Source organism: Microbacterium kunmingense, from assembly GCF_023155745.1.
Taxonomy (GTDB): Bacteria; Actinomycetota; Actinomycetes; order Actinomycetales; family Microbacteriaceae; genus Microbacterium; species Microbacterium kunmingense.
On the sequence record NZ_JAKNUS010000002.1, the window covers coordinates 206525 to 230640 of the forward strand.

24 protein-coding genes are annotated in these 24116 nt (G+C 69.0%); 9 read left to right on the forward strand and 15 right to left on the reverse strand.

The window, feature by feature from the left end; genetic code table 11:
* Positions 1–23 precede the first annotated feature (23 nt).
* Genes MA875_RS03675 through MA875_RS03685 form a run of 3 tightly spaced genes read left to right on the forward strand, consistent with a single transcriptional unit; the run spans position 24 to position 3000 of the window.
* Entirely contained in the window at positions 24–1319 is a 1296-nt protein-coding gene (locus tag MA875_RS03675; protein WP_248240348.1) for a magnesium transporter MgtE N-terminal domain-containing protein, read from the forward strand.
* Complete coding sequence (locus tag MA875_RS03680) at positions 1319–1846, forward strand: DUF1003 domain-containing protein (RefSeq protein ID WP_248240350.1); 528 nt, start codon at positions 1319–1321, stop codon at positions 1844–1846. Before MA875_RS03675 ends, MA875_RS03680 begins: the two co-directional genes overlap by 1 nt.
* Positions 1843–3000 (forward strand): Mrp/NBP35 family ATP-binding protein, encoded by a 1158-nt coding sequence (locus MA875_RS03685; protein WP_248240352.1) that lies wholly within the window; start codon positions 1843–1845, stop codon positions 2998–3000. Before MA875_RS03680 ends, MA875_RS03685 begins: the two co-directional genes overlap by 4 nt.
* 20 nt (positions 3001–3020) lie before the next feature.
* Here the strand turns inward: MA875_RS03685 and MA875_RS03690 are convergent, their stop codons facing one another.
* Complete coding sequence (locus MA875_RS03690) at positions 3021–3401, reverse strand: twin-arginine translocase TatA/TatE family subunit (protein WP_248240353.1); 381 nt, start codon at positions 3399–3401, stop codon at positions 3021–3023.
* A gap of 85 nt (positions 3402–3486) precedes the next feature.
* Between MA875_RS03690 and MA875_RS03695 the strand changes: the two genes are divergently transcribed.
* Entirely contained in the window at positions 3487–4125 is a 639-nt protein-coding gene (locus MA875_RS03695; protein ID WP_248240355.1) for an O-methyltransferase, read from the forward strand.
* Positions 4126–4183: 58 nt separating this feature from the next.
* Here the strand turns inward: MA875_RS03695 and MA875_RS03700 are convergent, their stop codons facing one another.
* The 3 genes from MA875_RS03700 to dapE all read right to left on the reverse strand — a co-directional run bounded on the left by MA875_RS03700 (position 4184) and on the right by dapE (position 6732).
* Positions 4184–4354, reverse strand: a complete 171-nt coding sequence (locus MA875_RS03700; RefSeq protein WP_124293549.1) for a DUF3117 domain-containing protein — start codon at positions 4352–4354, stop codon at positions 4184–4186.
* A 90-nt stretch (positions 4355–4444) separates the two neighbouring features.
* Positions 4445–5674, reverse strand: a complete 1230-nt coding sequence (locus MA875_RS03705; protein WP_248240356.1) for a hypothetical protein — start codon at positions 5672–5674, stop codon at positions 4445–4447.
* A complete protein-coding gene (gene dapE / locus MA875_RS03710) occupies positions 5659–6732 on the reverse strand; it encodes a succinyl-diaminopimelate desuccinylase (RefSeq protein WP_248240357.1) in 1074 nt (357 codons plus the stop codon). The genes MA875_RS03705 and dapE overlap by 16 nt, the downstream gene beginning before the upstream one ends.
* Before the next feature lie 72 nt (positions 6733–6804).
* On the opposite strand from dapE, the gene dapD reads away from it, so the two are divergent.
* Together dapD and ppk2 are read left to right on the forward strand one after the other, a co-directional pair.
* Positions 6805–7761, forward strand: coding sequence for a 2,3,4,5-tetrahydropyridine-2,6-dicarboxylate N-succinyltransferase (dapD, locus tag MA875_RS03715; protein WP_248240358.1), 957 nt, complete (start codon positions 6805–6807; stop codon positions 7759–7761).
* A gap of 22 nt (positions 7762–7783) precedes the next feature.
* Positions 7784–8626 carry a polyphosphate kinase 2 gene (gene ppk2, locus MA875_RS03720; RefSeq protein ID WP_248240359.1) on the forward strand — a complete coding sequence of 281 codons (843 nt, stop codon included), beginning with the start codon at positions 7784–7786 and terminating at the stop codon, positions 8624–8626.
* A 10-nt stretch (positions 8627–8636) separates the two neighbouring features.
* Here the strand turns inward: ppk2 and MA875_RS03725 are convergent, their stop codons facing one another.
* The 6 genes from MA875_RS03725 to MA875_RS03750 all read right to left on the reverse strand — a co-directional run bounded on the left by MA875_RS03725 (position 8637) and on the right by MA875_RS03750 (position 13005).
* Positions 8637–9932, reverse strand: coding sequence for a citrate synthase (locus MA875_RS03725; RefSeq protein WP_248240360.1), 1296 nt, complete (start codon positions 9930–9932; stop codon positions 8637–8639).
* A 181-nt stretch (positions 9933–10113) separates the two neighbouring features.
* On the reverse strand, positions 10114–11220 hold the full coding sequence (gene dapC, locus MA875_RS03730) for a succinyldiaminopimelate transaminase (RefSeq protein WP_248240361.1): 1107 nt from the start codon (positions 11218–11220) through the stop codon (positions 10114–10116).
* Positions 11221–11222: 2 nt separating this feature from the next.
* The gene (fdxA, locus tag MA875_RS03735) at positions 11223–11543 is read right to left on the reverse strand and encodes a ferredoxin (RefSeq protein WP_141939021.1); all 321 of its coding nucleotides are present in this window, start codon (positions 11541–11543) and stop codon (positions 11223–11225) included.
* Positions 11544–11547: 4 nt separating this feature from the next.
* Positions 11548–11940: a histidinol dehydrogenase gene (locus MA875_RS03740; protein ID WP_248240362.1), complete on the reverse strand. Its 393-nt coding sequence runs from the start codon at positions 11938–11940 to the stop codon at positions 11548–11550.
* Positions 11941–11977: 37 nt separating this feature from the next.
* Positions 11978–12292 (reverse strand): AzlD domain-containing protein, encoded by a 315-nt coding sequence (locus tag MA875_RS03745; RefSeq protein ID WP_248240364.1) that lies wholly within the window; start codon positions 12290–12292, stop codon positions 11978–11980.
* Entirely contained in the window at positions 12289–13005 is a 717-nt protein-coding gene (locus tag MA875_RS03750) for an AzlC family ABC transporter permease (protein ID WP_248240365.1), read from the reverse strand. Before MA875_RS03750 ends, MA875_RS03745 begins: the two co-directional genes overlap by 4 nt.
* A gap of 107 nt (positions 13006–13112) precedes the next feature.
* Between MA875_RS03750 and MA875_RS03755 the strand changes: the two genes are divergently transcribed.
* Positions 13113–13661 (forward strand): helix-turn-helix domain-containing protein, encoded by a 549-nt coding sequence (locus MA875_RS03755; protein ID WP_248240367.1) that lies wholly within the window; start codon positions 13113–13115, stop codon positions 13659–13661.
* A gap of 23 nt (positions 13662–13684) precedes the next feature.
* On the opposite strand, the gene typA is transcribed toward MA875_RS03755, so the two are convergent.
* Entirely contained in the window at positions 13685–15598 is a 1914-nt protein-coding gene (gene typA, locus MA875_RS03760) for a translational GTPase TypA (RefSeq protein ID WP_248240368.1), read from the reverse strand.
* A 205-nt stretch (positions 15599–15803) separates the two neighbouring features.
* Positions 15804–17573: a dipeptide ABC transporter ATP-binding protein gene (locus MA875_RS03765; RefSeq protein ID WP_248240370.1), complete on the reverse strand. Its 1770-nt coding sequence runs from the start codon at positions 17571–17573 to the stop codon at positions 15804–15806.
* Between the two features lie 32 nt (positions 17574–17605).
* Here MA875_RS03765 and MA875_RS03770 point away from each other — a divergent pair, with 32 nt between their 5' ends.
* Positions 17606–18214, forward strand: a complete 609-nt coding sequence (locus MA875_RS03770) for a PH domain-containing protein (protein ID WP_248240371.1) — start codon at positions 17606–17608, stop codon at positions 18212–18214.
* A gap of 10 nt (positions 18215–18224) precedes the next feature.
* Here the strand turns inward: MA875_RS03770 and MA875_RS03775 are convergent, their stop codons facing one another.
* The 3 genes from MA875_RS03775 to MA875_RS03785 form a co-directional block, all read right to left on the reverse strand.
* Positions 18225–19427: an ABC transporter permease gene (locus tag MA875_RS03775; RefSeq protein WP_248240373.1), complete on the reverse strand. Its 1203-nt coding sequence runs from the start codon at positions 19425–19427 to the stop codon at positions 18225–18227.
* Positions 19427–20944, reverse strand: a complete 1518-nt coding sequence (locus tag MA875_RS03780) for an ABC transporter permease (protein ID WP_248240374.1) — start codon at positions 20942–20944, stop codon at positions 19427–19429. Before MA875_RS03780 ends, MA875_RS03775 begins: the two co-directional genes overlap by 1 nt.
* A gap of 188 nt (positions 20945–21132) precedes the next feature.
* Positions 21133–22968 carry an ABC transporter family substrate-binding protein gene (locus MA875_RS03785; RefSeq protein WP_248240660.1) on the reverse strand — a complete coding sequence of 612 codons (1836 nt, stop codon included), beginning with the start codon at positions 22966–22968 and terminating at the stop codon, positions 21133–21135.
* A 178-nt stretch (positions 22969–23146) separates the two neighbouring features.
* Here MA875_RS03785 and MA875_RS03790 point away from each other — a divergent pair, with 178 nt between their 5' ends.
* A complete protein-coding gene (locus MA875_RS03790; protein WP_248240376.1) occupies positions 23147–23995 on the forward strand; it encodes a CPBP family intramembrane glutamic endopeptidase in 849 nt (282 codons plus the stop codon).
* The last annotated feature ends 121 nt before the right edge of the window (positions 23996–24116 follow it).

Genomic DNA, 24116 nt, shown 5'->3' on the forward strand with positions numbered 1-24116 from the left:
CCATGCGCGACTACGCTTGACCCGTGAGCACGCAGAGGGTTTTCGTCGCGCGCCTGGCGGGGTGCTCCGTCTTCGACCCCACCGGCGATCGTCTCGGCAAGGTGCGCGACGTCGTGGTGATCTACCGAAAAGACGACCCGCCTCGCGTCATCGGCCTCGTGGTGGAGATCCCCGGGCGACGCAACGTCTTCCTCTCCATCAATCGTGTCACCTCCATCGCCACCGGACAGGTCATCACGACCGGCCTGATCAACGTGCGGAAGTTCCAGCAGCGCGGCGGCGAGGTGAGGGTGATGTCGGAGATGCTGGGCAGGAAGGTGTACTTCCGCGACGGCTCCGGCCACGCCGTCATCGAGGACGTCGCGATCGAGCGCAATCGCCTCGGCGAGTGGGACGTCGGTCAGCTGTTCCTCCGCAAGCCCAAGACCAGTGCCTCGCCGTTCGCCAAGGGCCCGACCACGTTCGCGACCTGGGACGACGTGCGCGAGGACCACACTCCCGGGGAAGCGCAGTCGGCCGAGCAGCTCGTGGCGACCTATTCGGAGCTGAAACCCGCAGACCTCGCCAACACGCTGCTCGATCTCCCCGACGACCGACTGCTCGAGGTCGCCGAGGAGCTCTCCGACGAGCGCCTCGCGGACGCCCTCGAGGAGATGCCCGAGGACGAGCAGGTGCACATCCTCGAGCAGCTCGGAGACGAGCGCGCCGCCCACATCCTCGACGCCATGGAGCCCGACGACGCCGCCGACCTGCTCGGCCAGCTCCCCGAGGAGCGGCTGGAGGAGCTCCTCGACCTGATGGAGCCCGAGGAGGCCGAGGACGTCCGCGAGCTGCTGAAGTACCTCCCCGATTCCGCGGGAGGTCTCATGACCAGCGAGCCCATCGTTCTCTCCGCCGACGCCACGGTCGCCGAAGCCCTCGCCCTCATCCGCCGCCACGAGCTGCATCCCGCCCTGGCGGCCGCGGTGTTCGTCACCCTGCCGCCCTACGAGACCCCGACGGGACGGCTCCTCGGGACCGTTCATTTCCAGAGGATGCTGCGCTATCCGCCGCACGAGAGACTCGGCACCATCATCGACGACACCCTGGATCCCGTGCCGGTGACCGCGTCGGCAGCCGAGGTCGCCCGGATGCTCGCCAGCTACAACCTCGTCTCCCTCCCCGTCGTCGATCGTGCGCACCGCCTGGTCGGGGCGGTCAGCGTCGACGACGTGCTGGACTATCTCCTCCCCGAGGACTGGCGATCCCATGACGGCGACGACGGCGCCCGCACTCCGGTCCCGGCCACGGCGCCGGCGCCGCAGACGGGGAGGCGCTGATGGCCCGCGGCAATCGAAGCGCCGTGTCGCTGGACGCGCCGCGGGGACGGTCGGGCGTCCTCAGCCGGACCCCCCAGCCCTCGCGCGACCGGTTCGGACGATTCACCGAGTGGATCGCGCGCAACATGGGGACGCCCGTGTTCCTCTTGGGCCTGACGCTCTTCTGTGCGAGCTGGATCGCGTGGAACACCCTCATGCCCATCTGGCTGCGCTTCGACTCGGCCGAGTTCGGCTTCACGGCGCTGACCCTGGTGCTGTCCCTGCAGGCCTCGTACGCCGCGCCCCTCATCCTGCTCGCGCAGAACCGGCAGGACGATCGCGACCGCGTGCAGATCGAGCAGGACCGTCAGCGCGCCGAGCGCAATCTCGCCGACACCGAATACCTCGCGCGCGAGATCGTCGCCCTGCGGATGGCCCTGCGCGACTTCTCCGACGAGGTGGTCACGAAGGACACCCTCCGCAGCGAACTGCGGGGCCTGCTGGAAGATCTCGACGAGCGTCGGGACGCCCCGGACCCGCGATCGTGACCGACGCCGAACTCACCTCCGCCGTCCTCACCGCGGTGGGCGCCGTCACCGATCCCGAGCTTCGCCGGCCCCTGTCGGAACTGCAGATGGTCTCAGACGTGCGTGCGCAGGACGGCGTCGCGCGCGTCGCCGTCGCCCTGACGATCGTGGGCTGTCCCGCGTCGGACCGCATCGAAGCCGACGTCCGCCGCGCCGCGGCCTCCGTCCCCGGAATCCGCGAGGTGGAGATCACGCTCGGGGTCATGACGCCTGAGGAGCGCGCGGCGCTCACCGAGCGTCTGCGCGGCGGACGCGCTCGCCGTGAGATGCCCTTCGGCCCCGGGTCGCTGACAAGGGTGATCGCGGTCACGAGCGGGAAGGGAGGGGTCGGCAAGTCGACGCTGACGGCCAACCTCGCCGTCGCGCTCGCGGCCACGGGGCTGTCGGTCGGTCTCGTCGACGCCGACGTCCACGGCTTCTCCATCCCGGGCCTTCTGGGGCTCATCGGCCCGGACGGCACGGTGCCGCAGCCCACCCGCATCGACGACCTCATGATCCCCCCGGTGGCGCACGGGGTGAAGGTCGTCTCGATCGGGATGTTCCTGCGCCGGGGCCGGGACGATGCACCGCTCGGCGCGGTCGCCTGGCGCGGTCCGATGCTGCATCGCACGGTGCAGCAGTTCCTCACCGACGTCTGGTTCGGCGATCTCGACATCCTGCTGCTGGACATGCCGCCGGGTACCGGTGACATCGCCATCTCGGTCGGTCAGCTCCTCCCCGACGCCGAGGTGCTCGTGACCACCACTCCGCAGTCGGCCGCCGCCGACGTCGCGATCCGCAGCGGACTGGTCGCCCGACAGACCGGGCAGCGCGTGATGGGCGTGGTCGAAACGATGGCCCCCATGACCCTTCCCGATGGAACGACGCTCGACCTGTTCGGCACCGGGGGCGGGGAGGCCGTGGCCCGGACCCTGTCGACGCCGGACGAGACGGTCGAGCTCCTCGCCTCGGTTCCGCTCAGTCCGGCCCTTCGGGCCGACGGCGACGCGGGGACGCCGGTCGTCCTCGCCCACCCCGACGATCCCGCCGCGCGGGCCATCCGCGACCTCGCCGCGACCCTGGCGCGCTCCCCGCGCGGCCTGTCGGGTCGCTCGTTGCCCCTGCGTCCCCGCTGACCGATCGGCGAGGCGACGCCTCAGGTGGCCTCGCTGTCGAACGGCGGCCGCTCCCCTGCCGTCAGCGAGGTCTTCCGCGCGGGCGCGGCCTCCATCGCCGACACGACCGACGCGGCCTGAGCGGCGCGGACCGTCGCCACCGGCGCGTCGTCCAGGAGGGCTTCGCGGATGATGCGGCGGGGGTCGTACTGACGCGGATCCAGCGAACGCCAGTCGACGTCGTCGAAATCCGAGCCCATCTCCTCGCGAACGCGGGTCTTGGCCCCCTGCAGGAAGTCGCGAGTGCGGCGTGTGAACCGCGCAAGGGACTCGGCGTACCGCGGCAGTCGCTCGGGACCGATCAGCAGGGCGGCGATCACGCCGATCAGCAGAAGCTTCTCGATCGTGATCCCGAAGAACATGCGTCCAGATTACCGCCGCGCCTGAGGAGGCAGCCCCGAGGATCACCGTAGGCTGAGGCGGCAGGCCGGAAGGAAGGACGCGCGCATGGGCGAGCACGATGCCAATCACCGTTTCGCCGATGAAGCGACCCCCGAACCCGACCACATCGCACGGGCGAGGGCCCACGCCCTCGAACTCGGGGCCGCTCCGATCAGCGCCGTCGTCGGGGCGCAATGCGCCCTCATCGCCGCGTCATCGCGCGCGGCGAACATCGTCGAGATCGGCACCGGCGGCGGAGTGTCGGGCCTGTGGCTGCTCCATGGGGCGCCGCGGGCGACCCTGACCACCATCGACAATGAGCCGGAGCACCTGGGCGCTGCACGCCAGGCGTTCGCCGACGCGAGGATCCCCGCCGCCCGCGCGCGCTTCATCACGGGGCGTGCCTCCGAGGTCCTGCCTCGGATGAACGAGGCCTCCTACGACATCGTGCTCATCGACGCCGACCCCGAGGGCGTCCTCGAGTACGTCGAGCACGGATTGCGTCTGGCCCGCATCGGCGGCACCGTGCTGGTCCCGCGGGTGCTGCGGGGCGGGGCGGTCGCCGACCCGGTGCGCCGCGACGCCGTGACCACCGCCTACCGCTCGCTCATCCAGGAGACGCTGGCATCCTCCGCGGTGATCGGTGCCCTGTCCATCGTCGGGGAGAGCCTGCTGCAGCTCACCACCGTCGGCGCGGACACCTGACGCAGGAACGACCGGTCCGAAGACCGGCCGTTCCGCGTGCAGAGTCTGTGGTGCGGGCTCAGGCGCCGACGACCTCGCCGAGGACGTCGTAGAGCTCCTTCGCCTCCGCGTCGTTGACGGAGACCACCAGGCGGCCACCGCCTTCGAGCGGAACGCGCACGATGATGAGGCGTCCTTCCTTCACGGCCTCCATCGGCCCATCCCCGGTTCGCGGCTTCATGGCTGCCATCGCGGCTCCTTTTCGTCGTCGGTATACCGGTCAAGTTTATCGGGTGCGTCGCGCGGCGCGGCATCACCGGCCCACGGCGGCGCGCATCGATCAGGGGATCTGCCAGAAGGAGGTCCCGAGCCCGTACATGTTCCAGATCCACCACCACTGGCCCAGGACGCACAGGATCAGGATCGATGCGCGCCAGACCGGATGACGCGGCGCCGCGAACGCCCCCCAGAGCGGTGACAGGGGGAAGAGCAGTCGGAAGACGCTGGACTGCGGGAAGAAGACCGCCAGGAGGTACACCAGGTAGCTCACCGTCCACAGCCGCACCTCGACTCCCAGCCGGGCGATGTGCGGTTCGAACAGCAGCAGCGCCCCGATGAGCGCGATCCCCGCCCCGAGGACGACGAAGCCCAGCCACGCCGGGAGTCCCCAGAGCCCAAACCAGAACTGCGCAGCCTGCACCCAGCCCTCGAACGGCAGGAATCCGCCGGTGTCCCCCACCCACATCCGCCGCCACGCCAGCTCGGTGTCCAGGTACGCGGTCGGGTCGTCGGTGACCGCGCCGGCGACGACGGTCCAGGAGAATCCGGTGGCCGTGGCCAGCGCACCGAGCGCCAGGATGTGCGCCACCTCGCCCGCGCGCAGCGGATCGGTGCGCCGCGCGATGAAGCGCCAGATGCCGTAGAGACCGAACATCAACGCGACGGCCAGAACACCGGGTCTGGTGTAGGCCATCAGGATGACCGCGGGATAAAGCCAGCCGTACCGCCGCGTCTGCAGGCACCGGAGGATCCACAGCAGCAGGAGAAGGAACAGGGTCTCGGCGTAGGCGACCTGGAACATCGCCGCCATCGGTGCGAACGCGAAGAAGGCCACGCCCCACATCGCCGCGATCCGCCCGATGTGCTCGCGCAGCAGCATCCACAGCAGGATGCAGCATCCGTACCCGGCGGCGAGCGCGACCAGGACCCCGCCCGCGCCCCACGCACCGAGCGGCACGCCCACCGCTCGCGCCAGCAGGGGGAAGACCGGCATGAAGGCCCAGGCGTTCTCCCCCACCATGCCCGCCGCGTCACGCGGCAGGTCGGCGGGGTATCCCTCGACGGCGATCAACCAGTACCACTGCGCGTCCCAGCCCACGATGTAGTCGGCAAGGCTCGCGCCGGGACCGAAGCGGCTGCTCGCCGGCGCCCACGCCGAGGTGAGGAGGAACAGCCCGGTGGTCACCGCGCGCGCAGCGACGTAGATGACGAGGATGAGCAGGGCGGGATGGCGGAACAGCACCGCCCGCGCAGGGTGAGCGGTGAGCGACGAGGTCAGCCCGCCAGCCACGCGCGAAGTCCGCGCTCGACGTCTTCGATTTCGGCGAGCGCGACCCGCTCGTCATCGTGGTGCGCCAGATGAGGATCGCCGGGGCCGTAATTGACCGCGGGGACACCAAGAGCCGAGAAGCGTGCGACATCCGTCCAGCCGTACTTCGGGCGGGGCTCACCGCCCACGGCGTCGACGAATTCCCGTGCGAGCGGGGCGTCCAGGCCCGGGCGAGCGCCCTCGGCGAGATCGACGACCTCGACGTCGAAGCCCGCGAAGACGTCGCGCACGTGTCGCTCGGCCTCCTCGCCGCTGCGGCTCGGAGCGAAGCGGTAATTCACCTCGATCTCGCACGAGTCGGGGATGACGTTGCCCGCGACACCGCCGGTGATGCGCACGGCGTTGAGCCCCTCGCGGTAGACCAGACCGTCGACGCTGACATCGCGCGGACGGTATTCGGCCAGTCGCGCGAGCGCGGGTGCGGCGGCATGGATGGCATTGACCCCCACCCACGCCCGCGCACTGTGGGCACGGACGCCCGAGGTGCGCACGATGGCACGGAGGTTTCCGTTGCAGCCTCCCTCGACCGTCCCGTGCGAGGGCTCGCCGAGGATGGCGAAGTCGCCGGCGAAGAGATCGGGGCGCGTCCGGGCGAGTCGGGTCAGGCCGTTGAGGTCGGCGTCGACCTCCTCGTGGTCGTACCACATCCAGGTGAGGTCCACACGGGGCGCCGACAGCTCGGCGGCGAGTTTGAGCTGCACCGCGACGCCCGCCTTCATGTCGACGGTTCCCCGGCCCCAGAGGAACGCCTCACCGTCGATGTCGACGTCGCGGGTGGGGACGTTGGCGTTGATGGGCACGGTGTCGATGTGCCCTGCGATCACGACGCGCTGGGCGCGACCGAGATCGGTGCGCGCCACGATCGTGTCGCCGTCGCGGTACACCTCGAGGTGCGGGAGGGCGCTGATCGCCGCGAAGATCGCGTCAGCCAGTGGCGTCTCCTCACCCGACACGCTGGGGATGTCGCAGATGGTGCGGGTGAGATGCACGGAGGGAGCGGACAGATCGAGCGCAGGCACGTCCTGGAGTCTACCCAGCGTGCGCACGCCGGCCCTTCGAGGGGAGCGAGCACGGTTCGCTACCGTGGGGGTATGAGTGAAGACCGCTGGGTGTGGGGTGTAGGACTCTCGACGATCGCCGAGGACGGTGTGATCCTCGACGCGTGGTTCCCCGAGCCGCGAACAGGACGGATGCCGGCCGGCTTCGACCCCGCCCTGGCCCCCGCCGAGATCGAGCGCCACGCCGTTCCCGATCCTCGACGGGCCGTCGCCATCGAGGTCGTCGCTCTCGAGATCGATCTGGACCATCCCCCGGCTTCCACCCCGGACGCCTACCTCCGCCTGCACGCCCTGTCCCACCGCCTCGTCGCTCCCAACGGGCTGAACCTCGAGGGGATCTTCGGCCAGCTCCCGAACGTCGCCTGGACGACGGCGGGGCCGATGCACCCCGACGCCCTGACCCGCTTGCGCCCCTTCCTGGCCCGCGACGGCATCCAGGTGCAGGGCCTCGACAAGTTCCCGCGTCTGCTGGACTACGTCACCCCGCCGGGCGTCCGCATCGCCGACGCGTCGCGGGTGCGCCTGGGCGCCCACCTCTCCCCCGGGACGACCGTGATGCACGAGGGCTTCGTCAACTTCAACGCCGGCACCCTCGGCGCCTCCATGGTCGAGGGCCGGATCTCGCAGGGCGTGGTCGTCGGCGACGGCAGCGACATCGGCGGTGGAGCCTCGATCATGGGCACGCTGTCGGGCGGTGGTTCGCACCGCATCTCCATCGGCAGACGCACGCTCCTGGGAGCCAATGCCGGCATCGGCATCTCCCTCGGCGACGACTGCGTCGTCGAGGCCGGTCTGTACGTCACCGCGGGATCGAAGATCGTGCTCGCAGACGAGGCACCGGGCGCCGACGGCGCCGTGCGCGTGGTCAAGGGCGCCGAGCTGTCGGGCCGCGACGGCCTGCTCTACCGTCGGAACTCCGTCACCGGGGCGATCGAAGCGGTGCGCCGCGCCGGGGTGGGTGTCACACTCAACGAGGCGCTGCACGCCTAGGTGCACCCGGAGAGGAACCGACATGGCTCGCAGGATTCCGCGGGATCTGTACGAGACCGAGCTCGCCCGGTTGCAGGCGCAGCTGGTGGAGATGCAGGCGTGGGTGCAGGCCACCGGCGCCCGCATCGTGGTGATCTTCGAGGGCCGGGATGCGGCGGGGAAGGGCTCCACGATCAAGCGCGTGTCGGAGTACCTCAATCCCCGCGTCACACGCATCGTCGCTCTGCCTGCTCCCACCGACCGCGAGAAGACGCAGTGGTACTTCCAGCGGTACATCCCCCACCTGCCCGCCGCCGGCGAGATCGTGCTGATGGACCGTTCGTGGTACAACCGGGCCGGCGTGGAGCACGTGATGGGCTACTGCACCAACGCGGAGTATCACCGGTTCCTGCATCAGGCACCCATCTTCGAGCGGATGCTGGTGGAAGACGGCGTGCTGCTGCTGAAGTACTGGTTCAGCGTCTCCGACGTGGAGCAGGAGCGCCGCTACCGCTCGCGGGCGACCGATCCGATGCGGCGCTGGAAGCTCAGCCCCAACGACGTGCTGTCGATCACCAAGTGGGAGGACTACTCCCGTGCGAAGGACACGATGTTCGTGCACACCGACATCCCCGAGGCGCCGTGGTTCGAGATCGACAACGAGGACAAGCGCCGCGGGCGGCTCAACATGATCGCGCACCTGCTCTCACGCGTGCCATACCGCCAGATCGAGCGACCCGTCATCGAGATTCCCGAGCGCCCCGCCTCGGGCGGCTACGAGCGCTCCCCGCGCAACGAGGAGAACCACGTGCCCGACTTCGCGGGAGAGCTGCTGCGGCGCAGCCACGCCGGGGAGAAGCGTCCGCCGCTGCCGCTCGTGGAGTGACCCGCCCGGATCAGGCGACGCCGGGGTAGTCGCGGGCCGTCGCGCCGACGTACAGCTGCTGCGGCCGACCGATCTTGGTCTGCGGGTCCTGCTGCATCTCGCGCCAGTGCGCCAGCCAGCCCGGCAGGCGCCCGATCGCGAACAGCACGGTGAACATGCGCGTGGGAAAGCCCATCGCCTTGTAGATCACGCCGGTGTAGAAGTCCACGTTCGGGTAGAGGCGGCGCTCCTTGAAGTAGTCGTCCTCGAGCGCGATCGTCTCGAGCTCCTTCGCCAGGTCCAGCAGCGGATCGCTGACGCCGAGCGCCTCGAGGACCTCGTCGGCGGATTCCTTCACGAGCTTGGCGCGCGGGTCGTAGTTCTTGTAGACCCGGTGCCCGAAGCCCATGAGCTTCACACCGTCTTCCTTGTTCTTCACCCGCTCGACGAAGCGGCGCACGCCCTCGCCCGAGTCGCGGATGCGCCCGAGCATCTCCAGCACGGCCTCGTTGGCGCCGCCGTGCAGCGGCCCGTACAGCGCGTTGATACCGGCGGAGATCGAGGAGAACTGGTTGGCGCCGGTCGACCCGACCAGGCGCACGGTCGAGGTCGAGGCGTTCTGCTCGTGGTCCTCGTGAAGGATGAGCAGACGCTCCAGGGCACGGGTCATCACGGGGTTGACGTCGTAAATCTCCGAGAGCACCCCGAAGTTCAGCTTCAGGAAGTTGTCGACGAAGCTCAGAGAGTTGTCGGGGTAGAGGAAGGCCTGTCCGACGCTCTTCTTGTGGGCGTACGCGGCGATGACGGGAAGCTTCGCCAGCATCCGGATGGTGTTCAGCTCGACGTGCTCGGGGTTGTTGGGATCGGACTCCCTCTCGTAGTAGGTCGAGAGGGCGGCGGTGGCCGCCGAGAGCACCGACATCGGGTGCGCCGTGTGGGGCAGTGCGGAGAAGAACCGCTTGAGATCCTCGTGCAGCAGGGTGTGGCGACGGATTCGGTTGTCGAACTCCGCGAGCTGATCGGCGGTGGGGAGCTCACCGTAGATGAGCAGCCACGCGACCTCGAGGTAGGTGCTGTTCTTCGCCAGCTGCTCGATCGGGTACCCGCGGTAGCGCAGGATCCCCTTGTCGCCGTCGATGAAGGTGATGGCCGACTTCGTCGCCGACGTGTTCACGAATCCGTAGTCGAGCGTGGTGTGCCCGGTCTGGCGCATGAACGTGGAGATGTCGACGCTGGGAATGCCGTCCGTGCCCGCCAGAACCGGGAATTCCGCGGTGCGTTCCCCGATCGTGAGGGTGGCCTTCTCCTGCTGGGTTCCGTCGCTCACGGCGCCTCCTCGCGATTCCTGGTCGTGCCGGGGGTGTCGTCCAACCCGGGCGTCGAGAATGCCTGCCCAGGCGATGCGGCCCACGACGCGTGTCGCGGCGCCGTCTACAGCCTATCCGCCCTCGGCGCCTACTGTTGTCATCACCAAAGCTCGACGAAAGCGACTGGAGGAATCAGACGATTCACCGCGCGCGCAACCGCGCGGCCGCGATCGCGATCCGCTCGTCCGACGCGGTGAGGGACAGGCGGACATGCTGAGGATGGTGGGGGCCGTAGAAGGTGCCGGGACCGACGAGGATGCCGATCTCGGCGAGATCGGCGAGGGTCTCCCACGCGTCGCGTCCCTCGGTCGCCCACAGGTACAGCCCCGCTTCGCTGCGGTCGATGCGGAATCCGGCATCGAGGAGGGCAGGACGCAGGATGTCGCGACGACGGCGATAGCGCTCCCGCTGCCGATCGACGTGCTCATCGTCGCCGAGCGCGGCGACCATCGCGGCCTGGACCGGCGCCGGCGGGATCAGGCCGAGGTGTTTGCGGGCGGTGTGGATGCCCGCGAGGAGCGCGGCATCCCCGGCGACGAAGGCCGCCCGGTAGCCGGCGAGGTTGGACTGCTTGCTCAGCGAATACACCGACAGCACCCCGGTGCGATCCCCCTCGGTCACGCGCGGGTCCAGCGCGGACGGCACCGGCTCCCGATCCCACGGGGCGTCCCAGCCGAGTTCGGCGTAGCACTCGTCCGAGGCGAGGATCGCGCCGATCTCCCGTGCGCGTGCGCGCGCGGCACGCAGCGCCGCGACATCCGATACCGCACCGTCGGGGTTCCCCGGCGAGTTCAGCCAGACCAGTCGCGTGCCCTCGGGCCACTTGGCCGGATCGTCGGCGGCGACCGGGGTGGCACCGACCAGCCGCGCTCCCACCTCGTACGTGGGGTACGCGGCCCGCGGGTGCACGACCACATCACCCGGTCCGAGACCGGCGAGCAGCGGCAGGAGGGCGACGAACTCCTTCGACCCTACGGTGGGCAGCACCTCGTCCACGGTGAGCCCGGGAACACCGCGCCGGCGTGCGTACCACCCGGCGATCGCCTCACGCAGCGCGGGCGTCCCCGCCGTCTGCGGGTAGGCGTGCGCATCAGTGGATCCCCGCAGCGCCGCGGCGATCACCTCGGGCGTGGGGTCGACCGGCGACCCGACGGAAAGGTCGACGATCCCGTCCGGATGCTGCTGCGCGCGGACCGCGAAGGGTCGGACGGCGTCCCAGGGATAGTCGGCGAGGTCGGCGACCCCCACGGTCAGTGTTCCTGGGGAGGAAGGGCGGCGATGATCGGGTGGTCCTTCGCGATGACGCCGACCTTGGCGGCTCCGCCGGGGGATCCCACGTCGGTGAAGAACTCGACATTGGCGGTGTAGTAGTCCTGCCACTCCTCGGGCAGGTCGTCCTCGTAGTAGATCGCCTCGACGGGGCAGACCGGCTCGCATGCGCCGCAGTCCACGCACTCGTCGGGATGGATGTACAAGGAGCGTTCACCCTCGTAGATGCAGTCGACCGGGCACTCGTCGATGCAGGCGCGATCCTTGACATCGACGCACGGGAGGGCGATCACATACGTCACGAGATCAGTCTATGGTCTCCGACCGTGCCGGCCTCGCCGCCGCCGACATCCGTTCGGGCCAGGCCACCACCACGGCGACGATGAGGGGCACCGAGAATGTCCAGATGACCCCGAGACTCGTCTGCGGGACGATCACACTGCCCCCCGGGCCCTCGCCCGAGAAGACGAGCGTGGCCGCGAGCATCCCGAGTCCGGCGGCCAGCGTCGCCCATCGATCGCCGGTGAGGAGGCGGATCGCGATCAGCAGCGCCGTCGAGCCGATGATCGCCAGCGTCAAGCCGACGGGGAGGACCCAGAGCATGAAGGGGTGCGCGATGGTCCCCGCCAGCCCGTAGGCGCCGCCGATCACGACCGCCACGATCCAGGTCAGGATGCGGGCGAGGGTCGACGTGCGCATCAGACCAGCGTACGCGCTGCGGCGAGGGCGGCGCCGGTCAGGCCGCCCATCCCGCCCACCGCAGCAGAGCGGCGGTGAGGGCGGCTGCAGCGACGACGACCAGGAAGGGGGCGCGAAGCAGCAGCAGACCGGCGGCGACGAGCACCGCCGGCACACGCGCGTCGACGACGATCGCCTGCCCGGCACCCAGCGTCTGCACCGCCACCAGGGCCGCCAGGAGGGCCACGGTGAGCAGATCCGCGATCCGAGCCGGGCGCGGCGCCTCCAGCACCTTCGGGGGGATGAGGTAGCCGACGGCCTTCAGGGCCACGCAGATGATCGAGGCGACCAGCACCGCCGTCCACAGCGTCACGAGGCCCCCTCGTTCGATGCCGTGGCGACCGGCGCACGACCCAGGAGGTTCCCCCAGCCGATGATGACGGCGACCAGCGCCGCCACCAGCACCGGCAGGCCCGGCATGAGCATCGGGGTGAGGACGGTGGCGACGACCGCCGCGGCGATCCCGGTCGCGATCGCCTGTCGTTCGCGCAGGCGCGGCCACAGGAGGGCCAGGAAGGCCGCCGCAGCGGCGGCGTCGAGACCCCACGCGCGGGGATCGCCCAGCACGTCGCCGAGGAGGGCCCCGGCGAGGGTGGAGAGGTTCCACCCGAGGTAGATGCCGAAGCCCGTCACCCAGAAGCCGATGGTTCGGCCCCGGGAGGTGCGGCGAGCGAGGGAGACGGCGGTGGATTCGTCGATCGTGACGTGGGCTGCCGCGAGCCGCTTCACCGGGCCGGGACCGATGATCGCCGACATGCGCATCCCGTACGCGATGTTGCGCACACCGAGAAGGGCGGCGGAGGCGATCGCTGCCGGAGCGGCCGCCACTCCCCCGGCTCCGATGATCCCCACGAAGGCGAACTGCGATCCGCCGGTGAACATCAGCAGACTCAGCACGCAGGTCTGCCACACATCCAGCCCCGCCGCCACGGCCAGGGCACCGAACGAGACCCCGTAGGCGCTCGTGGCCAGCGATACGCCGAGGGCGTCACGCCAGGCCTGCCGCGCGTCGGCGTGTTCGGTCATCGTGACAGCTCCTGTCCGGTGGCGGATGCTTCGGACGAAGATCCGGAATCATCCTGGGGGACACGAATCCGTCAGTCAAGCGAACGAACGTTTGGCATACTGAACGCATGGAGTCGCTCGGTGCCCGTATCGCCACCTCCGTCCGGCGTGAACGCGAGGCCGCAGGCCTGTCGGTGTCCGAGCTTGCGCGACGCGCCGGGATCTCGAAGGCAACGGTGTCGCAGTTGGAGGGCGGAGCGGGAAACCCCAGCGTGGAGACCCTGTGGGCGATCGCGACGGCGCTCGGGATCCCCTTCTCCGTCTTCGTGGACGACCCGGCGCCGGTCACCCGCCTCGTCCGCTCGAGTCAGATGCCGGCGGTCCCCTCAGCCCTCGCCCCGTACGCGGCGGCGCTGCTGTCGGCCTGTCCCCCGGGCGCTCGTCGCGACCTCTACGTCATCCGGGCCGATCCGGGAGGCGCACGGCGATCGGCCCCCCATCCGCGAGGCACCGTCGAGTACGTCGTCCTGGTTCAGGGGCGCGCGCTCGTGGGCCCCGAGGATGACCCCGTGACTCTCGAGCCCGGCGACTTCCTCACCTACGCCGGCGACGCGCCGCACGTGTTCGAGGCGCTCGCACCCGCGACATCCGCCGTCCTGCTCTCCGAAGCGCGCTGACCGAACGCCCGCACGGCGTCCGATCAGACGTTGGCGTCCTGGCGCTTCAGGCGCGAGGCGGCACGGCCGCGCTCTGTCGCATCCAGGATCACCTTCCGGATGCGGACCTTCTCGGGCGTCACCTCGACGCACTCGTCCTCGCGGGCGAACTCCAGGCTCTCCTCGAGCGAGAGCTGTCGGGGCGGCGTCAGACGCTCGAGCTCATCGGCGGTCGAGGACCGCATGTTGGTGAGCTTCTTCTCCTTGGTGATGTTGACGTCCATGTCGTCGGCGCGGGTGTTCTCACCGACGACCATGCCCTCGTACACCTCTTCGGTGGGCTGGACGAAGAAGCTCATGCGCTCCTGCAGCGCCATCATCGCGAAGGGGGTCACGACGCCCGCGCGGTCGGCGACGATCGAGCCGTTCTGGCGCGACTGGATGTGCCCCGCCCAGTCGTCGTAGCCGTGCGAGATCGCGTTGGCGATGCCGGTGCCGCGGGTGACCGAGAGGAACTCGGTGCGAAAGCCGATGAGGCCGCGCGAGGGCACGACGAACTCCATCCGCACCCAGCCGGTGCCGTGGTTGACCATCGTCTCCATGCGGCCCTTGCGCGCCGCGAGGAGCTGGGTGATGGCGCCGAGATACTCCTCGGGGGCGTCGATCGTGAGGTGCTCGAACGGCTCCTTGACCTTGCCGTCCTCGCCCTTGCGGGTGACGACCTGGGGCTTGCCGACGGTGAGCTCGAAGCCCTCGCGCCGCATGTTCTCCACCAGGATCGCCAGGGCCAGCTCGCCGCGGCCCTGCACCTCCCACGCATCCGGACGGCCGATGTCGACGACCTTCAGCGACACGTTTCCGATGAGCTCGCGGTCGAGGCGGTCCTTCACCATCCGCGCGGTGACCTTGTGCCCCTTGACCTTGCCCACCAGCGGGGAGGTGTTGGTGCCGATCGTCATCGAGATCGCCGGGTCGTCGACGGTGATCGCGGGGAGCGGCCGGACGTCCTCGGGGTCGGCGATGGTCTCGCCGATCGTGATGTCCTCGAAGCCGGCGATGGCGACGATGTCGCCCGGGCCCGCCTCTTCGGCGGGGTAGCGCTCCAGCGCACGGGTCTTCAGCAGCTCGGTGATGCGCGCCGTCGAGTGCGAGCCGTCGTGGCGCACCCAGGCGACGGTCTGACCCTTCCTCAGCGTGCCGTTGAACACGCGCAGCAGCGCCAGGCGTCCGAGGAACGGGCTGGAGTCGAGGTTCGTCACCCACGCCTGCAGCGGCGCCTCGTCGTCGTAGGAGGGAGCGGGCACGTGCTGGAGGATCGCCTCGAAAAGCGGCTCGAGGTCATCGTTGTCGGGAAGCTCGCCGTTGGCGGGACGCGTGCGCGACGCCGCGCCCGCGCGACCGGACGCGTAGACCACCGGCACGTCGAGGAGGGCGTCGACGTCGAGGTCGGGCACGTCGTCCTGCAGGTCGGAGGCGAGCCCCAGCAGAAGGTCGTGCGCCTCCTCCTCGACCTCGGCGATGCGCGCGTCGGGCCGGTCGGTCTTGTTCACCAGGAGGATGACGGGAAGCTTGGCCTCCAGGGCCTTGCGCAGCACGAAGCGCGTCTGCGGGAGCGGACCCTCGCTCGCGTCGACCAGCAGCACCACGCCGTCGACCATCGACAGACCGCGCTCGACCTCGCCGCCGAAGTCGGCGTGACCCGGGGTGTCGATCACGTTGATGGTCACGGGCACGTCGGTGTGGACGCCGTTGTAGGTGATGGCGGTGTTCTTCGCGAGGATCGTGATGCCCTTCTCGCGCTCCAGGTCGTTCGAGTCCATCGCCCGCTCTTCGACGTGTGCGTGCTCGCCGAACGAGCCGGTCTGTCGCAGCATCGCGTCCACGAGCGTGGTCTTGCCGTGGTCGACGTGCGCGACGATCGCGACGTTGCGGAGGTCGGGACGGAGGGCGCGCGCCATGAGGGAATCCTTGAAGCTGTGGGGAGTGCCCGGAATCGGGCGGACCCCATCCTACCGCCCGCGCCTGCGCAAACCCTGCGCCGCCGTTCGCCCGCTCATCCGTCACAGATGTACGCCGAAGAACGCTCGGGGCGTACATCTGCGACGGATGAACGGCGCCCACGGCCCCGGGCGAGAGCGCCGGGGACGGGTGAAGCAGGTCGGGTCAGCTCGCGGAGCGTCCGAGGAGCGCCGCCCGCGCCTCGCGACGCTCGCGCTGCGCCTCGGGGTCGGGCACCGGAACCGCGGCGATGAGCCGCTGGGTGTAGGGGTCCTTCGCACCGCGCAGGATCTCGTCGCGAGTGCCGGTCTCGACGAGCTTGCCCAGGTGCATCACGCTGATGCGGTGGGCGAGGATGTCGACGACGGCGAGGTCGTGGCTGATGAACAGGCACGCGAACTGCAGCTCCTGCTGCAGCTCCTGGAGGAGATCCAGGAAGCGCGCCTGCACCGAGACATCCAGGGCAGAGGTCGGCTCGTCGGCGACGAGCAGCTCGGGCGCGAGGGCCAGGGCGCGGGCGATTCCGACGCGCTGGCGCTGACCGCCCGACAGCTCGTGCGGGAAGCGGTTGCGGTACGACCGGGGAAGCTCGACCTGGTCGAGCAGGTCCTCGACCCGGCGGTCGAGGTCTTTGCCCTTGGCCTCGCCGGCGAGGAGGATCGGCTCTCCGATCGACTGACCGATCGGCATCCGGGGGTTCAGCGACGAGGCGGGGTCCTGGAAGACGATGCCGGTGCGCCGGCGGATCGCGAAGAGATCCTTCTGCGTCGCGTGGGAGATGTCGGTGCCCACGGTGGTGAGCGTGCCCTCCGCGATCGGGATGAGCCCGATCGCCGCGCGGCCGATCGTGGTCTTCCCCGAGCCCGACTCCCCCACGAGGCCCATGATCTCGCCGGGGTAGATCTTCAGATCGATGTGCTCGGCGGCGCGGAACGCGGGGATCCGTCCGCGCTTGGGGTACTCGATCGCGACATCCTCGAACGACAGCACCGGCTCGCGCGTCTCGGTGACCCGCTGGGTGTTGGCGTGCTCGCGGATGGAGGCCATCGTCGGAACCGTGGACGTTTCGCTTGCCACCTCCTCGGGGGCCGTCTCGTCGATGGGCTCCAGCACGCCGAGACCGAGGTGGGGCACCGAGGCCAGCAGCTGCTGGGTGTAGGGGTGGGTTGGCTTGTGGAAGATGTCTTCCACGGAGCCCGCCTCCACGACGATGCCGTTCTTCATCACCATGATGCGGTCGGCGAGGTCGGCGACGACCCCCATGTCGTGGGTGATGAGGATGATCGCCGAGTCCAGCCGCTTGTGGAGGTTGCGGAGCAGGTCGAGGATCTCGGCCTGCACCGTGACATCGAGGGCGGTGGTCGGCTCGTCGGCGATGAGGAGGAGCGGGTCGCACGAGATCGACTGTGCAATCATCGCGCGCTGGCGCTGACCGCCCGAGAGCTGGTGCGGGTACTTGTGGAACGACTGCTCGGGGTTGGGCATCTCCACCAGGCGCAGCAGCTCGATCGCGCGCTCCTTCGCCGCCGAGGGGGCCAGCGCACGGTCGTGGGAGCGCAGCGCCTCGGTGATCTGGAATCCGATCGTGTAGACCGGGTTCAGCGCCGTCATCGGCTCCTGGAAGATCACGGCGATCTCGTTGCCGCGCAGCGACCGGATGGTGGCCTGGTCGACACCGCGCAGCTCGCGCCCGAGGAGCTTGATCGAACCGGTGACCCGGGCGTTCTCGGGCAGGAGCCCGAGGAGCGACATGGAGCTCGTGGACTTCCCCGACCCCGACTCGCCCACGATCGCGAGGACCTCGCCGCGGCGGACGGTGTAGTTCATGTCGACGGCGGCGGGGTAGAACTCCCCGTCCACCCAGAAGTCGACGTTCAGTCCGTCGACCTCGAGGATCGTCTCGGGGGCGCCGGTGTTGGCGGTGGTGTCAGTCATGCGGTGGCATCCCATCTGAGAAGCTTGAGGTCATGGCGTTCCAGGAGGTCGACTACAGGCCGGTGTTCGGCCGCATCCTCGCTGTCGTGACCGTGGTGTTGTGCGCGGGGGGCATCATCGCGCTGTGGGTGGATGACCCGGGGTCGGGGCTGCGCTACTCGTGGCCCCTGGTGTTCATCGCCGTGCTGGCGTGGACCTTCTTCTGGCGTCCTCGCCTGAAGGTCGAGCCGCACGGGGTGACGGTCGTCAACGTGCTGCGTACGCACTTCGTGCCGTGGCCGGCGATCCGCGACATCGACACGCGCTTCGCGCTGACACTGCGGACCGGGCGCGGAAAGGTGCCGGTGTGGGCGGCGCCGGCGCCAGGCCGGCACCGCGCACTCGGACTCGCCGAGAAGGACTTCGACGGGGTCGGCGGGAGCGCCCGCGGCCAGTTCGGCTCGCTCCGCCCGAGCGACGCCGTCTCGACGCCGACCGGAAACCTCGCCCAGCTCATCCGCGGCCAGTGGGAGGCGCTGCGCGCCCAGGGCCTCCTCGCCCCCGGGGAGGACCCCGAGGCCGAGAAGGTCACCTGGCACGTGGGCACGGTCGCCGCGCTCGTGATCAGCGGCGCGGCGACCGTCCTCGGACTCGCGCTGTAGGGGCGCCACGTCAGCGCTCCGGATCGAACCGGCCGTGACCGGCATCGCCGGGCTCTTCGGGGCGGGGGTCGTGATAGTTCTCGACATCGCCGGTGTAGACCGCCTCGCCGGCGACCGTCACCGAGGCAGGGTCTCGCGGGTCGACCCGGTCGACGATCGGCCCCGAAGGCGTCTTCGCGCGGCCGGCGCGGGCCATCGCGCGCTCGCTGGGCATCTTCTTCTGACGCGGGTCGAAGGCATCGCGGAGGCCATCGCCGATGAAGTTCACGCACAGCGCGATCGCGATGATGAAGATACCCGGCCACCAGAACAGCCACGGGCGGGTGGAGAACGCCGCTTGGTTGTCCGAGACGATCTTTCCGAGCGAGGTGTCGGGTGACTGCACGCCGAAGCCCAGGAAGCTCAGCGCCGACTCGAGCAGGATCGCGCCCGCCATGAGGAGCGTCGCGTTGACGACGATGACGCCGACGGCGTTGGGGAGGATGTGGCGGAAGATGATGCGTCGGTCGCGTGCACCCGACACCCTCGCGGCATCCACGAATTCGCGTTCGCGGAGCGTCAAGAACTCACCGCGCACGAGTCGCGCCAGGGTCGTCCAGGCGAAGAGGCCGATGACGACGCCGAGGACAGCGGCTCCGAGGTTGCCCAGCGCATTTCCGAGCACCGCACCGATGACGATGAGCGGGATCGTGATGATGATGTCGGTGAAGCGCATGAGCACCGAGTCCGCCCACTTGCGGTAATACCCCGCGATGGCACCGATGACGACGCCGATGATCGTCGCGACGACACCGGCGATGACCATCACCATGAGCGACTGCTGGGCGCCGCGCATGACGACCGCGAAGGTGTCGCGACCGACCTCATCCTGGCCGAACGGGTGGTTGCCGAAGGCGATCCCGGCGCCGCCGAGGAATTCGGGGATGAGGCTGAGGGTCGGCGCACCGCGGTTCTCGACGGTCGGGATCTCCCGCCAGTCGTACTGCCACCAGCCCGGGATGCGGAGACTTCCGATCTCGATGCCCACCGAAGTGAAGGACAGGACCACGATGAACGCCAGCACGATCATCGAGGTCACGGCCGCGCGATGCCGGAAGAACCGGCGGCGGACGATCTGGCCCTGGCTGAGGCCCTCGGTCTCGCGCTGCTCGATCGAGATCTCCGCGGTGGCCTCGGCCTCGCGGTTGTCAGGTCCTTGTGTGACGGTGCTCATCAGCCCACCTTGATTCTCGGGTCGAGCGCGGCGTAGACGAGGTCCGCGATGAGATTGAACAACACGGCCAGCGTCCCGGTGACGACGAAGAACGCCATGATCGGGTTCGGATCGGACACACGGAGCGCGTCGACGAACAGGCGCCCCATTCCGGTCCAGCCGAAGATCGTCTCCGTGACCACCGCGCCGCCGACGAGGGCGCCGACGTCGAACGCGATGATCGTCGTGATCGGGATGAGAGCGTTGCGGAACGCGTGACGCACCACGACCGTGCGTTCGGTGAGACCCTTCGACCGTGCCGTGCGGATGTAGTCCTGGTTCATCACCTCGAGCAGGCTCGCCCGGGAGTACCGGGTGTACGAGGCGAACGAGATCAGCACGATCGCGATCGTCGGGAGCAGCAGGTGGGTGTAGAGGTCGATGCCCTGCACCCAGAAGTTGCCCCCGAGTCCCGGTGTCGACGCGCCCACGGTGGCGATCGGCCGACCCCGGATGCGGCTGGAGTTGGCGTAGGCCTCCCAGTACGACATGTACTTGTCGAGGGCGATGAGTCCCGCGGCGAAGACGCCGACGAGGATCGCGGTGCGGATGACCGGGCCCCGGTCGGGAGCGCCGAAGAACCACCCGATAGCGCCGGTCACCACGATCGTGAGGACGATCAGCAGCACGAAGAAGCCCAGCGTCATCCCGTTCAGGATGTAGTTCATCATCGGGAAGTACAGCGCGATGCCGAGCGCCGCCACCGCCAGGGAAGCGTAGAGCGCCTTGCGGTTGCGGAGGCCCGTGGAGATGGCGGTGATGCCGAAGGCGATGCCGATGACCAGTGCCGCGTAGACGACGATGCCGATGCTCGGGTCGGCGAACCACTGGGTTGCCGACAGGTAGGCGAGGACTCCCGCGGTGGCGAGGGTCGCCGCGCCGAACACGATGAGGCGCCGCTTCCAGTGGCCGCCGATCAGCGACATCCACAGCACACCCGCGATCAGCGCTATCAGCACGATTGCGGGTATCGCGATCGTCGGATCGCCGAGCCACGAGTTGAGCTGGATCGCGCCGTACTGCTTCAGCAGCACCGCCACCCAGAAGATCGGAAGGGAGAAGAAGAGGAACGCGATGAGCGTGACCGCGTAGTCGAAGCCGGTGTACTGGCGAAGCGCCGAGATGATGCCGACCGTGATGCCAAGGACGATCGCCACGACCGTCGCCGTCGTCACCAGCGTCAGCGTCGACGTCAGTGCGTTGGAGAGGAGGGCGTTGACCGACTGGTTCTGAATGCTGATGCCGAGGTCGCCGCGGAAGAGGCCGCCGAGCCACAGGAAGTAGCGCAGCGGTGCGGGGACATCCAGGTTGAGAAGCCGCGTGCGGGCTTCCATGAGCTCCGCCTTGTTGGGAGCGTTGGACTGTCTGAGCTCCTCGAGGGGGTCACCCGAGAGCGAGACCAGGATGTACATCAAGAACGTGGCGGCGAAGAGCACGAAGATCGACGCGATCAACCGCCGGATGATGAATGAAGCCATGGTGAGGCTGCCTGCCTATCGATGAGTCGGCACGGCGCGCGCGGGAGCGGGGGATGCAGCTCGGGCGTGCGGCTGCCGCGGGGAGAAGTCTAACAAGCGGGAGGGGTGCAGATTCCCGAGGGAATCTGCACCCCTCGACCTTGGTGCGGGTTCAGGCGGCGTGCGCCTGAGTCAGACCGTGGTCTCGCTTACTCCTCCGAGCCGGCGTCCGTGACTTCCCAGTCCCACGCGTTCCAGAAGATGGTCGGCGCGAGGATCGACGGGTCGATGTTCGTCACGCGGTCGCTGAAGGCAGTGACCTCGGGGAACTGGTAGATCGTCACGCCGTAGAAGTCCTCCCACAGCAGACGGTCCATCTCGACCTGGAGCTCGATCTGAGTCTCCTCGTCGAAGGTGGTGTTCAGCTCGGTGATGATCTCGTCAACCCGCTCGTTCGAGTAGAAGTTGAGGTTGTTGATACCACCGGTGACGAAGGTCGGCAGCGAGTTGGTGACACCCAGGCTCGTCGACTGCCATCCGAACAGCGAGGCGTCGTAGGCGCCGGGGGTGCCGAGCAGGCCACCCCAGTCCTCGGAGCCACAGTCGGTGACGTTGAAGCCGGCCTCGTTGGCCGACTGCTGGATGAGCGCGAACTCGTTGACACGACGCGGGTTGTTCGAGGCGTACAGGATGCAGACCTCGGTGTTGGTGACGCCCGACTCCTGCAGGAGCTGGCGAGCGCCCTCGATGTCGACCTCGGCGTAGTCGGCGGAGGTGTTGGTCGAGGCGGCCTCGTCGTAGCCCGCGGCACCGGGGACGAACAGCTGCGAGTCACGGAGGATCGCGTCGTCGCCGATGATCGGCTTGATGAGGGTGTCGACGATCTCCTGGCGCGGGATGGTCTTCATGAAGGCCTCACGCACGAGGGGGTTGGAGAAGATGTTCTCCGGGTTGCGACCCTGGTCGAACTGCAGGTCGACGTGCTCGTACGTGCCACCGAGACCGGTGTTCACGGTGATGCCGTCGATGCCCTCGAGCGCCGTGGTGATGTCGGCGGTCGCCTGCGGCTGGATGATGTCGACCTCGCCGTTCTCCAGCGCCTGAACCGCAGCGAGCGGGTCGGGGATGAAGCGGACGGTGATCTCCTCGATGTTCGCGGTGTTGTCACCGGAGTACTCGGGGTTGGCCGTCAGGGTGATGTACTCGTCGGCGACGAAGTCGCTGATCATGTACGGGCCGCTGGCGGTGACGAGCTCGGGGTCCTCGGGCATCGAGGTGAAGTTGAAGCCCGAGTTCCAGAACGAGGCCATCGGCGCGAGCGCGGCGGCGTCGTTCGACTCGATCGCGTCGAGGACGGCCTGCTTGGCCTCCTCGTTGTCCTCGAGACCGAGGGCGTTCTTGGCGATCACGTGCGCGGGAAGCGGCGAGGTGAAGACGAGCTCCCAGTCGACGAACGGCTGGTCGAAGGTCATTGTGATGGAGCGGCCGTCTTCGCCGATCTCGGGGGTCTCGCTCACGAGGCCCATGCCCGACTCGGGGGTCGCGCCCGAGTCGAAGTAGACGACATCGGTCGGGAACGCCTCGGTGAACTCGCCCGTCTCGGGGTCGGTGAACTCGCCCGGGTCGAAGTCCGGGGTGTCCAGCGCACGCGACAGGGCGGCCCAGTTGAGCATGAGGTCAGCGGCGTCGATCGGCGTGCCGTCGGACCAGTTGACACCCTCGTTGACCGTGAACGTGACCGTCAGCGGGTCCTCGCTGACGAGCTCGTAGGTGCCGAACGAGGTGTTCTGCACGAGCTCGGGCGTGTTGTTGTAGTAGTTGAAGCCGTCCAACACCAGGTAGTTGATGTTGTTGTTGGCGGTGGCGTTTCCGAACGACGTGTTGCCGTTCATCGAGTAGAACGCCTGGTTCCACGCCGCGGTGATGGACGATCCTTCGACCAGACCCGAGTCGTCGCCGGCATCGCCGCCGCCGCCCGGGGCGCAGCCCGAGATCACGAGTGCGCCGACCGCGGTGAGTCCCACCGCGATCGAGAAGCGCTTCATTCTCACTGTTCCTCCTGTGCAGGGTTGTGCGCACGCGAAAAGGCCTGGACCTTACGCCGCGCGGATACCGAAACCCTAAGCACGCCCTCTGTGGATGGTCAAAAGGGTGGCCCAAAACGTTACAGAGCCTTAACTCAGAGCGACCGCGATGTGACAATCTGACAAGATGGCCGCCGTGATGCCCTCGGACGATGTGAGGAATCCCACGGCGCCTTCGCGGTCCCGCACATGGTGGGAGATCGGCATCGTGCTGGCCATCACGGTCGGGCAGAGCGCCGTCTACAGCATCCTGTCCTTCGTCCGGTCGATCATCCGCGCCCTCGAAGAAGACCGTCGCATCTCGGATCAGCAGACGCAGCTCAACCCCTCGCGCGACACCGCGGCCATCTGGGATCTCGTCTACCAGCTGCTCGACATCTTCTTCTCGCTGGCGCTGGTCGCGCTGGTGATCTACCTGCTCTGGGAACCGGGGAAGAGCGCCTTCGCAAGAATCGGATTGGACTTCCGCCGCTTCGGCGGCGACCTCGGCCGTGCTGTGCTGCTCGGCCTCGTCATCGGCGTGCCGGGCCTCGGCCTCTATGTGCTCGGTCGCGCGCTCGGATTGACGGTCGCGGTGGTCGCATCCCCCCTGGATGCCGCCTGGTACACCGTTCCCCTCCTCCTGCTCGCGGCCCTTCGGGCCGGTCTGACCGAGGAGGTCATCTTCCTCGGGTATCTCTTCGATCGCCTGCGGCGGGTCGGGTGGTCGTGGTGGGCGATCATCCTCGCCACCGCCGGCCTCCGGGCGGCGTATCACGCATATCAGGGCGTCGGTGCGATCGTCGGGAACTTCGTGATGGGGGTGGTCTTCGGCTGGTGCTACCGCCGCTGGGGTCGGGTGATGCCGCTCGTGATCACGCACACCCTCATCGACATCGTTGCGTTCGTCGGCTACCCCCTGGCCGTTGCACTCTTCCCCGGCGTCTTCGCCCCCGTGATCCCCACCCCCACCCCCACGCCCACGCCCACCGCTTCCCCCACCCCCTGACCTCGCGCCCCGCTCCCGGTTCCCCCCTCACGCACCCACTCTTCGACGAGAGTGCATCTGGGCGCCGAGGATTCGGGGCCGCCCCGCGTTCTCGGCGCCCAGATGGATTCTCGGGCGGCAC